Source organism: Mucilaginibacter paludis DSM 18603 (assembly GCF_000166195.2).
In the GTDB taxonomy this organism is placed as follows: Bacteria; Bacteroidota; Bacteroidia; order Sphingobacteriales; family Sphingobacteriaceae; genus Mucilaginibacter; species Mucilaginibacter paludis.
In genome coordinates this window covers 5,169,139-5,183,094 of the sequence record NZ_CM001403.1, presented here as the reverse complement: position 1 = coordinate 5,183,094, position 13,956 = coordinate 5,169,139, and the positions used below count along the sequence as shown (strand labels likewise).

At 43.2% G+C, this 13,956-nt stretch carries 11 protein-coding genes; 5 read left to right on the top strand and 6 right to left on the bottom strand.

The genetic code is table 11. The features are described from left to right. Window positions 1–814: 814 nt before the first annotated feature. The gene (locus MUCPA_RS21940) at window positions 815–1,006 is read right to left on the bottom strand and encodes a hypothetical protein (RefSeq protein ID WP_008509394.1); all 192 of its coding nucleotides are present in this window, start codon (window positions 1,004–1,006) and stop codon (window positions 815–817) included. A gap of 145 nt (window positions 1,007–1,151) precedes the next feature. Between MUCPA_RS21940 and MUCPA_RS21935 the strand changes: the two genes are divergently transcribed. The 3 genes from MUCPA_RS21935 to MUCPA_RS21925 all read left to right on the top strand — a co-directional run bounded on the left by MUCPA_RS21935 (window position 1,152) and on the right by MUCPA_RS21925 (window position 6,381). After that, on the top strand, window positions 1,152–3,392 hold the full coding sequence (locus MUCPA_RS21935) for a S41 family peptidase (protein ID WP_040626256.1): 2,241 nt from the start codon (window positions 1,152–1,154) through the stop codon (window positions 3,390–3,392). 55 nt (window positions 3,393–3,447) lie between these two features. Further along, window positions 3,448–3,969 carry a L,D-transpeptidase family protein gene (locus tag MUCPA_RS21930; protein ID WP_008509392.1) on the top strand — a complete coding sequence of 174 codons (522 nt, stop codon included), beginning with the start codon at window positions 3,448–3,450 and terminating at the stop codon, window positions 3,967–3,969. A gap of 99 nt (window positions 3,970–4,068) precedes the next feature. Then, on the top strand, window positions 4,069–6,381 hold the full coding sequence (locus MUCPA_RS21925; protein ID WP_169316193.1) for a glycoside hydrolase family 31 protein: 2,313 nt from the start codon (window positions 4,069–4,071) through the stop codon (window positions 6,379–6,381). Between the two features lie 706 nt (window positions 6,382–7,087). Here the strand turns inward: MUCPA_RS21925 and MUCPA_RS21920 are convergent. After that, window positions 7,088–7,345: a SemiSWEET transporter gene (locus MUCPA_RS21920; protein ID WP_008509390.1), complete on the bottom strand. Its 258-nt coding sequence runs from the start codon at window positions 7,343–7,345 to the stop codon at window positions 7,088–7,090. Then, complete coding sequence (locus tag MUCPA_RS21915; RefSeq protein WP_008509389.1) at window positions 7,342–9,081, bottom strand: amino acid permease; 1,740 nt, start codon at window positions 9,079–9,081, stop codon at window positions 7,342–7,344. Before MUCPA_RS21915 ends, MUCPA_RS21920 begins: the two co-directional genes overlap by 4 nt. Window positions 9,082–9,157: 76 nt before the next feature. Here MUCPA_RS21915 and MUCPA_RS21910 point away from each other — a divergent pair, with 76 nt between their 5' ends. Further along, window positions 9,158–9,826 carry a phosphatase PAP2 family protein gene (locus tag MUCPA_RS21910; protein WP_008509388.1) on the top strand — a complete coding sequence of 223 codons (669 nt, stop codon included), beginning with the start codon at window positions 9,158–9,160 and terminating at the stop codon, window positions 9,824–9,826. Here the strand turns inward: MUCPA_RS21910 and MUCPA_RS21905 are convergent. The 3 genes from MUCPA_RS21905 to MUCPA_RS21895 form a co-directional block, all read right to left on the bottom strand. Beyond that, window positions 9,823–10,485 carry a hypothetical protein gene (locus MUCPA_RS21905; protein ID WP_008509387.1) on the bottom strand — a complete coding sequence of 221 codons (663 nt, stop codon included), beginning with the start codon at window positions 10,483–10,485 and terminating at the stop codon, window positions 9,823–9,825. The two genes, MUCPA_RS21910 and MUCPA_RS21905, sit on opposite strands and share 4 nt — an antisense overlap. Window positions 10,486–11,198: 713 nt before the next feature. After that, on the bottom strand, window positions 11,199–11,588 hold the full coding sequence (locus MUCPA_RS21900) for a DUF1634 domain-containing protein (protein WP_008509386.1): 390 nt from the start codon (window positions 11,586–11,588) through the stop codon (window positions 11,199–11,201). Further along, window positions 11,585–12,418, bottom strand: a complete 834-nt coding sequence (locus tag MUCPA_RS21895; protein WP_008509385.1) for a sulfite exporter TauE/SafE family protein — start codon at window positions 12,416–12,418, stop codon at window positions 11,585–11,587. The genes MUCPA_RS21900 and MUCPA_RS21895 overlap by 4 nt, the downstream gene beginning before the upstream one ends. Before the next feature lie 161 nt (window positions 12,419–12,579). Here MUCPA_RS21895 and MUCPA_RS21890 point away from each other — a divergent pair, with 161 nt between their 5' ends. Then, window positions 12,580–13,947: a M16 family metallopeptidase gene (locus MUCPA_RS21890; protein ID WP_008509384.1), complete on the top strand. Its 1,368-nt coding sequence runs from the start codon at window positions 12,580–12,582 to the stop codon at window positions 13,945–13,947. Window positions 13,948–13,956 lie beyond the last annotated feature (9 nt).

The window sequence follows — 13,956 nt, the reverse complement described above, 5'->3', positions numbered from 1 at the left end:
ATTCTCCCTGGATTTTTGCTTGTGTGAAAAACCGCGTTCACGTAAACTATTTTGTTTATCTCATCCACATGATAAACCAGAAAATCAGGAAAGATCTGAAGGGTGGCGAATCTGAATTTTTAGCTGTGTAACGAATAGTGTGGGTAAAGTAGTTTTAGTTTGTCCGCTGGAATTCCAAGTCGTAATTTATAATAGCATAAAAACATGCTGCCTTTTTGATGAAAAACAAACAGTAAATTACAGTTATAACGATGCCTTAGTAAATTGGTGATTATCAATTCGTCTATTTTTGCGCTAATAATCAGTATTTTTAATTTACTACATCGGCACGCTCAATCGCCGCGTGAAGGGCTTTGTTCTTTTTGTCTTGATACAAAAAGAACCAAAAAAATCAAGACTGCCCGATCCTTCCACCCACAGGCCAACTCCCGGCCCGGCGTGCAGTCGGGGCCTTTGCGCACTTTGCCTTTGTACCAAAGAAGATCACGAAGGTTCAAAACGCCATCTTTTTTTTTGGGGGGCCTGATCTGCTACTCATGAAGACATAAAATATTGATAATCGAGAGCTACGTTAAAAATACAATCTTAAAACAGTAATAGAATTTCACCAAAAGATCATTAGTAAAATCTTGGCTTAGCCTATCACTTACAAATCGAATTTTTAGTACCCATACAAAACGTTATAGAGCCACTTCTTTTAAGGAACGCGATGCCAATCTTTTTTTGCTGTTTCTCATACCAAACACATGCGTCAGTTATGTCGAGTTCTGCCTGTTTAAGTAGTTTAACGGTATACACGCTCCAAATCCTTTTTTTACTTCATCCCATGAACGCTCTTCTGTTTTACCTTGCATAAATCACGATCTCTACGCAATACTTCTTGCTGCTGGGAGCTCGTCAAACTCATATCATCAATATTAGCCTGATAATAATACTGAAGGCTATTTAAAAAAGCCAGTAATACTTTTTCTTCTTGTTCGCTATGTGGATTCACAACTATCGTCATACTCAAATCCGCAAATTTGAGCCCTCATTTCAAATCGTTAACATGTATTATTTTAGCCTAACCCATAGGTACAAATAATTTCTTTATTGTACTTTTATATTGTTCTTAATCGTACCTAAGAAAATAACACGTCTACTTTCAGTTCATGAAAAAATACCTATACATCCTCCTTTTACTATTAGGCTGCTTATCTTATAAACCAGCATTTACGCAAGTTAAACTTGAAGGCGATATGGAACATATCGATCCGGCACGCCATTTGCCTATTGGCTGGACGATATATCCCCAAAATACGGCTTCGGCTTATGATTTTAAGTTGGATAGCACGGTAAAACAGCAGGGTAAGTATTCGGTATCCATCAACAGCAAAACTACTGGTGGCGGTTTTGGCAGCATGGCATTTGGCATTCCGCAAACTTTTAAGGGAAAAGAGATTGAATTGCGCGGCTACCTCAAAATGGAAAATGTAAGCGGCTGGGCCGGATTTTGGTTAAAGATAGAGGGCACTCAGGCTTTTAACAACATGCAAACGCAAAATTTGCACGGCACCGCCGACTGGACCGAGTATAGCATTAAATTACCTTATAACGATGAAGAAGCAACTAACATTGCTGGCGGCGCGGTGCTTTCGGGCCAGGGGAAGATTTGGTTTGATAACGTGCGTCTTTATATCAACGGTAAACCTATCGATCAGGCTCAGACAAAAAAACTGATCCTAAAGAAAGCCGATCAGGATACCGCCTTCAGCAATGGCTCCGGCATCGCCAGCGCTAAACTCAGTACACAACAAATACTAAACTTAACCCTATTGGGCCAGGTTTGGGGCTTTGTAAAGTACCACCATTACGCGGTTGCCAGGGGTGATATCAATATGGATGCCGAATTATTCAGGGTGATGCCTGCCGTGCTTAATGCCGATAATAATATTGCCCTTAGCAAAGCTATTGAGCAATGGATAGACGGGATCGGCGTGCCTAAGCACTGCAATACATGCGAACCTTATAAGGGCAAAAATGTAAAACTACAACGTGAATATGGACTTATTTTTGACCATACCCTATTAAGCAATTCTCTCATTGCCAAGCTAACAGATATTTTAAATAACCGTAGTGATCAAAAATTTTACATCAGGTTTACACCAATAGGCAACCCTATCTTTGACCATGAAAAAGGCTATAAAGCTATGGCGTTTCCGGATGCCGGTTACCGGCTGCTATGCTTGTTCCGTTACTGGAACATGATCCAATATTTTTATCCCGATCGACATTTAACCGGCGACTGGAACAAAGTGCTGCCCCTGTTTATACCTCAGTTTGTTAATGATAGCAACGCACAGCAATATACCTTAACTACTCTGAAATTAATTTGTGGCATCCATGACACCCATGCCAATATCTGGAGTTATAATAAAGAACTCGAAGCCTACCGCGGCCAATACATAGCACCGTTCCAGGCCAAGTTTATCGAGGGCAAACTGGTGGTAACCGGCTATTACCGGGATACCCTTGCTGCAAAGCAAACATTTAAAATAGGTGACGTAATTACAGCTATAAATGGCACAACAGTTAGTACGCTGATTGAAAATTATCTGCCCTTAACCGCGGCTTCAAATTACGAAACCCAGTTAAGGGATATGCCGCGCAATTATTTATTGCGCAGCAATAACCAGCACTTTGAGTTCGGCATAGCCGAAGGTAATCATGAAAAACTCGCTGATATAAACGGACTACCCTACGGTAATGTTGATTTTGGAGCTATTGCCGATCCTGACCGTGGTAAACCCGCTTATCGGCTAATTAACAACCAAATAGGCTACCTATACCCTGGGCGATATCACAATACAGACCTTCCGGCTATCAAAAAACTTTTTGAGGACACCAAAGGTATTATTATAGATATGCGCTGTTACCCATCGGAATTTATGCCCTTTACTTTTGTGCCCTATATTAAAAGCGGCTCGGCACCGTTTGTAAAATTTACAGCAGCTAATCTGCTTGCGCCGGGTTTGATCGAAACCAGTGATGAACAGCCTGTTCCCACGTTAAACGAGTACAAAGGTAAAGTAATTGTTATAGTTAATGCGATAACACAGAGCCAGGCCGAATATACCACCATGGCTTTCCAAAGTTCGCCCAATGTAAAAGTTATTGGCAGTATTACCGCTGGCGCGGATGGCAATGTATCTGATATTGTTTTACCGGGAGGTATTTCCACCATGATCTCAGGCTTAGGTGTGCTTTATCCGGACGGTACAGAAACACAACGCATAGGTGTTAAAATAGATGAACAAGTGGAGCCTACTATCGCTGGGGTTAAGGCGGGCCGTGATGAGTTACTGGAAAGAGCCCAGGCGATTATTTTAATAGATGATGTAAAACAACCATAATTATTGTTGCGTATTGAGCCCGCAGTTACAGAATACATTAACCGACAAACTAACAATGATGTTCAAAAAAGCGGCAATTGCTTTAAGTTTGTTATTGTTAACCGGGCTAACGGGCTATTACTTTATGCCCGAACCTAAATTACCTGCTCACATCACTATCGATAAAATGATAGCGATTAAATCGCGCAGGCAGTTATTGGTTTACGCACAGGGCAAACTGATTAAAACTTATGCCATATCATTAGGTAGCTGCCCGGCAGGCAAAAAACAGTTTGAGCACGACGGTAAAACTCCCGACGGCGTCTATTTTATCAACGCCAAAAACCCTAACAGCGTTTGCCATAAAAACTTAGGTATTTCTTATCCTAACCAAGCCGACGTGCAACAAGCCAAAAAGTTTAAACTGCCAACCGGCGGAGATATTAAAATACATGGGCTTACCAACGGCCTGGGTTTTATTGGTAAATTTCACCGCTGGTACAACTGGACAGCCGGATGCATCGCCCTAACCAATGCTGAAATTGACGATCTGTACAGCCATACTCCTATCGGCACACCTATTGAAATAAGGCTATAGCAGCCTCCATTTTGCTATCTCACCTTATTCCAAACCATTAAAACGTTTTAGGTGTTGGATATAAGCAGTAGCGCTATTGCACATACCTACAGTACAAACATGCAGACAGAACTTTTAGGTGACATACAACGGATAGAAGTAAGCGGCGATAAGCTGGTTATCAAAACAGCCATGGCAGAGGCGCATATTTATATTTACAGCCCTACAATTATCCGGGTTAATATGACTAAATCGCCTTCCGCGCCAGATCAGTCGTTCGCCGTTATTCAACAACCATCTGCGGAAATCAGCTACAAGGATATGCCCGACTCGATCGAGGTCAGAACGTCAACCCTGAAACTCCGCATTAATAAATCGCCTTTGAGGTTTAGTTTTTATACTGCGGATGATCAACTTTTAAGCGCCGATGATGAACGCTTTGGCACCAACTGGCAGGGTGAGCAGGTAATTACGTATCGCAAATTATTCCCCGACGAAAAATTTATTGGCCTGGGCGAGAAAACCGGCAACCTGGACCGCCGGGGAACCTCTTATGTCAACTGGAACACGGATGCTTCAGAGCACGGCATTAAAACCGATCCCTTATATAAAACCTTTCCTTTTTTTATCGGCCTGCATAGCAGTTTGATGTATGGCTTGTTTATGGATAACACACATAAAAGTTATTTTGACTTTGGCGCCACTACCGACGAGCAGATGAGTTGGTTCGGTGCTGACGGTGGCGACATGAACTATTACTTTTTTGGGGCCCAAAGCGTAACCAAAATTCTGGAAGACTACACCTGGTTAACCGGGCGAATGGAAATGCCACCTCTATGGAGCCTGGGCTATCAGCAATGCCGGTGGAGCTACATGTCGGCCAAGGAGGTATTAAAGGTAGCGCAGACATTCCGCAAAAAGAAGATACCGGCCGATGTGGTGTATTGCGACATCGACTACATGGATAACTACAAGATATTTACCTGGCACCCCGAAAACTTTGCCGAGCCGAAAGCCATGATGGATGAACTAAAAGCGATGGGTTTCCATTTGGTAACCATTGTTGACCCGGGCATTAAAGTAGAAAAAGGCTACAAACAATATGACGAGGGCATCAAAAAAAACTATTTTGCCACCTACCCCAACGGCGAAAAATACATTGCCAATGTTTGGCCGGGCCGGTGCCATTTTCCGGATTTTTTCAGGGGCGATGTGAGGGACTGGTGGGGCAAATCGTTTACGGCATTAACCGATGCCGGCGTAGATGGCTTTTGGAATGATATGAACGAGCCTGCCGCCTGGGGGCAAAACATACCCTCGCTGATGCAATTTGGAAAGCGCCCAATGCCCGAGTTACGCAATGCCTACGGGATGGAAATGGCAAGAGCTACTTATGATGGCACCAAAAAAATATTAAAAAACAGACGCCCTTTTGTACTCACCAGGGCGGCGTACGCGGGTACACAACGTTACTCTGCCGTGTGGACGGGTGATAACTCCGCCTACGACGCGCACATGCTACTGGGGCAAAGGCTGGTTAACAGCTTGGGGCTTACCGGCATGGCATTGATAGGTGTTGATATTGGCGGCTTTACCGGCAACCCTACCCCTGAACTAATGGTGCGCTGGAACTCGCTAGGAGTTTATACGCCGATGTTTCGTAACCACGCCTGTATCGGCACTGTTTACAGGGAACCATGGCAGTGGGGCACTAAAAACGAAGCCATTATTAAAAAAGACATCCAGCAACGCTACCGCTTGTTGCCCTACATCTATTCATCGTTTTACCAGGCCCATCAAACTGGCTTGCCTGTGAGCCGCACATTAGCCATCGACTATACCCACGACGAGAATATCTATCATCCTAAATATCAAAACCAATTTCTGTTTGGCGATGCTATCCTGATTTGCCCGACTGTTAGCACCGATGATACCGCCGATGTGTATCTGCCTAAAGGAAACTGGTACCGTTTAAGTACGGAAGAAAAGTTTATTGGCCTGCAGGTGATTACCGCTGAAGCACCGTTAACAGATCTCCCTGTATTTATTAAGGCCTCGGCAATTATCCCCATGCAATCGGTTATACAAAACACAGCCGAAAAGGGCGATGGTATTTTGGAACTAAACATCTGGAATGGCGATGAACCCAACCAGTTTGTTTATTACGAGGACGACGGCTTATCCTACAATTACGAAAAAGGCGAATTTTATAAACGCGTTATCCGGTTTGATCCTGGAAATAAATTAATTGTATTGGATACAACGGAAGGAAATCATCCGTCCAAATTCACTCATATTAATTTGATTTTGCATGGTTTTGGGAAAGTAAAAACAATAAGCGTGAACAATAGCGCTGTTAAAGCAACGAAAGCCGGTAAGGGCCTGTCATTTAAATTTGAGAATCAGGATGGTGAAGTAAGGATTCAGTTTTAAGTGAGAACGCCGACAGAGTGACAAAAATAGAGATAACGTTTGAAATTTGGTGAACTATTAGGTATAGGTACGCAAGGGTCCTACGGCCCCCGTACATAGGGCACCTTGTGAGGGGCAGGATCGGGATCGGACAGCCTAAGATTTCAAATTCCGCTAAGCAGGTTGCATACATTGTCGGTGAGGACACCGAAACAGGATAAAGAGGACACCCGACACAGGGTAAAAAGTATGCAAAAAGCCCTACTGTACGCCAGGCCAGGAGTTGGTCCTGTGGGCGGAAGGATCGGGAGTCTTGACTCGAATACACGTCACTATAAGTAATGGATCCGACCAACCCGAAAAAAATAGAGGTGACGTTTGAAACTTCGGTAATTATTGGAGCAAAAACAAAAGTGCGCAAAAGCCTGACTGCACGCCGGGCCGGGTTTGGCCTTGCGGGCGGAAGGATCGGGCAGTCTTGACTTTTTTGGTTCTTTTTGTGTCAAGACAAAAAGAACAAAGCCCTTCCCGCGGCGATTGAGCGGGCCGATGCTCTAAATTAAGAATACTGTTTATCGAATCACACACTGATAATCAAAACATTATATCAAAACCATCATTACAAAATGGCAAATCGCGTTAAGCATCGTTACATAATACATTGTCGGTGGGGACACCGACTACGGGTGAAGAGGATACCAACAAAGGCGAAGAATAATGATGTACTCTATTTATACCTGATTTTATAAACCAAAATAATACAAGCAAATACCAATGTAATGGCGTTGGCAGTGGCTACAGGTACATCACGACTCATTATGCCATAAACAAGCCAAAGCAAGGTTCCGAAGGTAAAAAAGCTATACATCAGTAGGGATATCCCCGAGGTATCTTTAGTTTGGATAGTTTTAACCGCTTGTGGCAAAAATGATATGGTGGTACAAAAAGCGGCTCCTAAGCCGACGGCGGTAATATAGTAGCTCATGATGATGCTGATTGTTGTGCGGCTTTTTCTTCTTTCCCCAGTACACTATTTTTATGCCCGTAACTAAAATAAATAACCAAACCGATAACCAGCCATATTAAAAAACGAAGCCAGTTGGTATAGCCTAATTCCGTCATCAGGTATAGGCAGCTTAGCAGGCCCAGTACCGGTATTAAGGATAAGTTTTTAACAAAAGCCAGTACCGTTAATGCCGCGGCCAGAATAACAAATACAAAATAGGGTAATTTTTCCCTGTAAACCTCCCAGCCGCCAGTATAATCAAACAGGCCTAAAAACTGATGATAAAAAAGTATGCAGCCTATCACAAATATCACCGGCGCAATAAATTTGGAGTTAACGTAGGGCAAATGGAACCGGCCCTTTTGCGCTTCTTCTCGCGGCAGCAACAATACGCCGCCACAAACCAATACAAAAGCAAACAAGGTGCCTATGCTTGTTAAGTCGGTAACCTCGGTCAGGTTCATAAACAGAGCGGGTATAGCCACCACGAAACCGGTAACAATGGTAGCGAAAGATGGGGTATGGTATTTGGGATGAATGCGCGAAAATGCCTTGGGTAACAAACCATCACGGCTCATGCTCATCCATATCCGCGGCTGCCCTAATTGAAAAATAAGCAGCACGCTGGCTGTGGCTATCACTGCGCTGATAGATATCACATAACTGATATTTTTGAGCCCCAGCCTTTGGAAAACAAAGGCCAACGGATCACCAACCTGCAGCTCCTTATAACTCACCATACCGGTTAATACCAGGGCAATCAGGATATACAACACCGTGCAGATAATGAGGGAGTAGATCATCCCGCGCGGTAAGTCGCGCTGCGGATTCTCACACTCTTCGGCAGTGGTTGATATCGCATCAAAACCGATGTAGGCAAAGAAAACGCCTGAAACGCCTTTCATCACGCCACCGAAACCATTAGGTAAAAAGGGGTGCCAGTTGGCAGGAGTGATGTAAAAAAAACCTAATACGATAACAAATATTACCACGGCAATTTTTAAAATCACCATGGCATTGGTAGCCTTTTTGGTTTCGCGTATACCGATGTACACCAGGTAAGTAATTACAAATACAATAGCTAAGGCTGGTATGTTGGCAATGAGCTTAAAATTACCAATGCCGGGAGCGGTAGCCCAGGCTACCGCTTCTGATTTTAGCCTATCGGTAACATCTGCTACATGGCCGCTCGCGGTTAATTCGGCTATAGTAGCCTTAGCGCGGTAGGCCGACAGGTAATCCATAGTGAGGTATGAGGGGATGTGAATATGGAAACCCTCCAGCAAATTGATAAAATACTCGCTCCATGAAATAGCTACCGCAATATTGCCAATAGCATATTCCATTAACAGGTCCCAGCCTATTATCCAGGCAATCAGTTCGCCAAAAGAAGCGTAAGCATAAGTATAAGCACTGCCCGATACAGGTATGCGAGAGGCAAATTCGGCATAGCATAGCGCCGAAAAGCCACAGGTGATGGCTGTAAGTACAAATAAAATAGATACCCCCGGCCCACCGTTAAACGCTGCCGTACCAATGGTTGAGAATATACCGGCGCCAACAACGGCGGCAATGCCCATCAGGGTTAAATCTTTAACGTTTAATTCTTTTTTAAGGTGGGATGCCGATCCGGGATGCTCAGCGTCACTAAAACCAGTGGCTACATCAGATAAAATTCGTTCGAGAGACTTTTTACGAAATATATTTTTCGACATTATGTAAATTAGCTAACACCAAACATAACGATTTTTTTGCATTGAATAAATAAGCTTATCTAATTAACTTGCGCCCATGAAAACCAGTATCATCAGCGTTTTAAAACAGGTGCGTTTTTTATTTATTCCTTACCTCGTCATCCTGTCGGTTTGCCTGGTTATCGCGTTGATATACAGCAAATCTCAGATCTATTTCACCGTAAATGGATGGCATTTCACTGCGGGCGATACCTTCTTCGCGCTGTGGACTAATATGGGCGATGGTATTGTATCCATCATCCTTACATTAATTTTGTTGTTTTTCAGCTACCGTAAAAGCTTTTTGATGGGTACCAGTTATGTTATTACCTCGCTGATAGCACAGCTTTTAAAACGTATGGTGGCCACGCCGCGCCCGGTTATTTTTTTTAAGGCGCAGGCCAGTAAAATGTACCTGGTTAAGGGGGTTGAAATGTTGGAAACGCTGAGTTTCCCATCAGGGCATAGTGTTTCGGCGTTTTCTACCGCCGTGGTATTAACTTATATAACCCCCAGAAAAAGCTGGGGGTTATTGTTTTTGGTATTGGCTATTTTAGTAGGCTACTCCCGCATGTACCTCAGCGAACATTTTTTTGAGGATGTAGTGGGAGGATCGGCATTGGGCGTTTTGATCACTGTTTTATGGATCAGCTGGATTGACAACAAACCCTTTATCCACTCTGAAAAATGGAACCGGGGATTGATCAAAAAGCATCCTAAATTTTAAGTCAGCGAAGTATTTCTGCGCCTAAAGAATACGACTATGGCTATAATTGCGGTTAAAGGCAGTAACCCGAACAACAAAATATTCACAATCACCGGGCGCTCTCCCTGGCTGGTAGTTACATACTGGTCGTTCCGGTCCAAATCCGGAGTGGTTTTGATAGATTGAAAAAAGGCGTTCATCTCCCCTACGGCGGCATCTTTTCTAAAATCGTCGTACAGGTATTCAAAAGTATAGGTATTGTTTTTGGTATACAGCAATCTAAAGTGCCTTACCTGTAAGCCGCTGCCGGTATCAACCTGCAAGGCAAAATCGCGCATCTCCAATTTACCTACCGTTACATCATGGTCGTTTACAACAGTGGCATTTGTTAAAGATGACTGCACTTTTTTGATGTACTCCTGGAATACATTATTCAGTCCCTTTTCATTCTTAACAATTTGAGCATTGGCCGGATTTGCTGATTTAATTACCACCATGGTTCCGTATTCGCCATTGGCGGCGTAAGTCAGTTGGTTATTGGCATTGGTTTTATTAAACTGTCTTGGCAAAGAAACCGATACGGAACTATCCATCGATACCGGACTTAAATAATAGTTTTTTTGCGCCTGCGTTTGTTCGGCGAATAAAAATATGCTCAGAATTACAAATAACTTTTTCATAATTATAAAAAATTAATGATGATGAAGCTGTAAGGTTTAGGTTACATGGTTTTCAGCAGCATTATCAATTTATACTATTTTAACAACGGCAGAAAGTTGCTTAAAGTTTTAAGGCGGCGGTATTATTGCGGGATATGTAAATGAACTATATCTATATTATGAAATATCTAATTCAGGCCACATATAATTCAGGTTATTTAAAAATATTGAATCGTGAAGTTGTTAGAAACTAATGTCATTAGAAGTAATGAACACGGCCAGCCGAAAAAAAACAGAGATGACGTTTGAACCTCGCAGACCGTTAGGTGCAGAAAGAAAGTGCGCAAAAGCCTGACTGCACGCCGGGCCGGGAGTTGGCCTGCGGGTGGAAGGATCGGGCAGTCTTGACGTTATTCACCTGTTGCTTGTTTTTTTAAAGGTGTTCATGAGCTCCCCTACGGTCGGTTTTGGTTCTTTTTGTGTCAAGACAGAACTGCGTAGCATTCATTCACACCAAAAACAAACAATAGTGAATAACGTAACAAGCTCTTCCGCGGCGATTGAGCGGGCCGATGTTGTAAATTAAGAATACTGATTATCGGAGAAAACCGCTTTTAGGAGATCCCTCCTCGCTTCGGGATGACATGATGAAAAAAATTTAACATTCACAGTCAATAACTTAACATGACATTATTATAAGTAACAGCTTCGGCAAAAACGATACCCGGTTTAGCTCATCCACCAAAGCCCCCCAGCATACTTACAGTAATAATAGCCAAAACAAACGCGGCTATACCAACATACAGGTAATCCTTTTCGGCGGCGAAACCTATTGCCGAAAGCAGCACACGGCAAATGGGGGTTGCAATAAGCAGGATAATGCCGAACTGAATAATTGCCCTTCCTCGTAAATGTATGGCACCTGCTATAATGGGTTGAACCTGACGGGTAAAATCGGGCTGGGATTTAAAAATCGAATAGTCAATCACCTCATGCCCATGCCTGTACAAATAAATGGCACCGCCTATTAATACAACAGCCATGGAAAGCAGTACGCCCCAGCGTAACAAGGAGCCGATGAGTTGCTCTATATCCTTATCGTTGGTACTGGCAGTCTTTTTCATACAGTTCCGGTTAAGCCTTTATAAATCATCTGCACGGCTAAAAACGTAACGATAACGGCAAAAAAGTACCTCAGCTTTTGCGATTGCGAGTGTACCAGTATTTTTGATCCGGTAAAAGCCCCCAATAAAACGCCTACTACTACCGGCATGGCCAATCCGGGTTCAATGTAACCTCGTTGCAGGTATACTACGGCACTCGCGGCAGCTGTAACGCCAATCATAAAATTACTGGTGGTGGTTGATACCTTAAACGGAATGCCCATGATGCCATCCATGGCTACTACTTTTAGCGCCCCCGAGCCAATACCCAATAAGCCCGACATCATGCCGGCAAAAATCATCATAAAAAATCCTCCGCCCACATTGCGCACGCCGTAGGCCACAACTTCTGTACCGGAGGGATAGGTGCTATTGAGCTTTAGTTTTTTGGCAAGCGGACTTTTATACTCATCAACATGTTCAACCTTTTTACGTAACGACATCAATGCCGAAAAGATAAGAACCAGACCAAACAGTATCGCTATGTATTGTACAGGTAAATACTTAGCTACAATGGCTCCGGCAATGGCTCCACTGGTGGTGGCTATTTCTAAAAACATACCCAGCCGCATATTCGTAATCCCCTCTTTAACATAAGCAGAGGCAGAGCCAGATGAGGTAGCTATAACCGATACCAGCGAGGCACCGATGGCGTAATGAATGTCGACGTGAAGCAGCACCGTTAATAGGGGAATGATCACCACGCCTCCACCCAATCCCGTTAACGACCCAACCAGGCCGGCAGCGTAAGCGCCAATTAAAATGATAGTAGTTAATAGCAGAACAGACATATTTAACGGTATGCTTTGGCCAGCTAAAATAACAATTGTTTTTAAGCATCCCGGTTTAAAGTTTTTAAAGCGAAGGTAAAATAGGCAGCCACAAAATAATGAAACATCTATTATTTATACACATAATTGATATATTTAGGGCGACCTAATATTATTACAATATGACGAAAAAGATTTACTTCTTATTGTGCCTTTGCTTTGGATATAGCGTATTGCACGCCCAAAACAAGCTTCCCGAAAATATTTTTTTAAAGACATTACCAAATGGTTTGGATGTGTTGGTTGTTGAAGATAACAGTGTACCGCTGGCTACCATTGTGATTACCTGCCGGAACGGTGCTTACACCGAATCGCCTGAATTTAATGGCCTGAGCCACCTTTACGAACACATGTTTTTTAAGGCGAACAAAGACTATAGCAGTCAGCAGGAATTTATGAGCCGGGTAAGCGAGCTTGGTATGGATTTTAACGGCACTACCACGGTTGAAAACGTGCGATACTATTTCACCTTGCCTAAAAAGAACTTAAAAGAAGGATTGAAATTTATGAACTCGGCCATTCGCTACCCGAGTTTTAATGCCGAAGAAATGGCCCGCGAGAATATCGTAGTTGACGGCGAGTTTCAGCGGAAGGAATCGAGCCCTTATTATGCGTTGAATGATGTGATGGAGCACCATTTATGGGGCGACCTCTATAGCCGCAAAAACACCATTGGCAACCACACTGTGATCCGCACGGCCACGCCTGCCATGATGGATTCCATCAAGAATAAATACTACTACCCGAATAACTCGCTGTTAACTATCGCTGGTGACGTATCGCACGAAGATGTTTTTAAGCAGGTTGAAAATATCTATGCCAATTGGCGGCCTTCGGCCTTTGATCCGTTTAAAAAATGGCCGGTTCCTGAATTTAAGCCGCTGCAAAAAACAGATTACTTTGTAGTGGAATCAAATATAGCGCGGGTGCCGATGATTGAGATTAACTGGCAGGGCCCGGATACACGTACCGACATCCCAGCAACATATGCGGCTGATGTTTTTTCTTATATCATCGATCAAAATTCGTCACAACTCAGTAAGGCCCTTTTACAGTCCGGGCTGGCGCTTGAAGTAAATATTGGTTACTTAACCTTAAAACATGTAGGCCCTATTACTTTGATAGTAATACCTAACCCCGATAAAGTTAAGGAGTGCATGGCCGAAGTGAAGAAACAGATAGCCCTTTTTGACCATGACGACTATGTAACCGATGAACAGGTTGAAACTGCCAAAAGGAAATTAGAAATTAAACAACAACAGGAACAGGAAGTAGCTTCGAATTTTGTGCAAACCTTGTCCTTTTGGTGGGCATCGGCATCTATCGATTATTTTACCACTTATAACGATAACCTGAAGAAGGTTACCAAAAGCGATTTGAAAGCTTATGTGGATAAGTATATTAAAAACAAACCTTATTGCGCCGGATTGCTATTAAGCCCCGCCATGAAGGCGAGCATTAAACCTGAAGATTTTTTTACCGCCGAATAATAATACAAT

Bases quoted from the DNA above. Each gene is read 5' to 3' on its own strand.
- MUCPA_RS21910 (WP_008509388.1), top strand. From the start codon at position 9,158: ATGAAAACCAGTATCATCAGCGTTTTAAAACAGGTGCGTTTTTTATTT.
- MUCPA_RS21890 (WP_008509384.1), top strand. From the start codon at position 12,580: ATGACGAAAAAGATTTACTTCTTATTGTGCCTTTGCTTTGGATATAGC.
- MUCPA_RS21935 (WP_040626256.1), top strand. From the start codon at position 1,152: ATGAAAAAATACCTATACATCCTCCTTTTACTATTAGGCTGCTTATCT.
- MUCPA_RS21900 (WP_008509386.1), bottom strand. From the start codon at position 11,588: ATGAAAAAGACTGCCAGTACCAACGATAAGGATATAGAGCAACTCATC.
- MUCPA_RS21915 (WP_008509389.1), bottom strand. From the start codon at position 9,081: ATGTCGAAAAATATATTTCGTAAAAAGTCTCTCGAACGAATTTTATCT.
- MUCPA_RS21895 (WP_008509385.1), bottom strand. From the start codon at position 12,418: ATGTCTGTTCTGCTATTAACTACTATCATTTTAATTGGCGCTTACGCT.
- MUCPA_RS21940 (WP_008509394.1), bottom strand. From the start codon at position 1,006: ATGACGATAGTTGTGAATCCACATAGCGAACAAGAAGAAAAAGTATTA.
- MUCPA_RS21925 (WP_169316193.1), top strand. From the start codon at position 4,069: ATGCAGACAGAACTTTTAGGTGACATACAACGGATAGAAGTAAGCGGC.
- MUCPA_RS21930 (WP_008509392.1), top strand. From the start codon at position 3,448: ATGATGTTCAAAAAAGCGGCAATTGCTTTAAGTTTGTTATTGTTAACC.
- MUCPA_RS21920 (WP_008509390.1), bottom strand. From the start codon at position 7,345: ATGAGCTACTATATTACCGCCGTCGGCTTAGGAGCCGCTTTTTGTACC.
- MUCPA_RS21905 (WP_008509387.1), bottom strand. From the start codon at position 10,485: ATGAAAAAGTTATTTGTAATTCTGAGCATATTTTTATTCGCCGAACAA.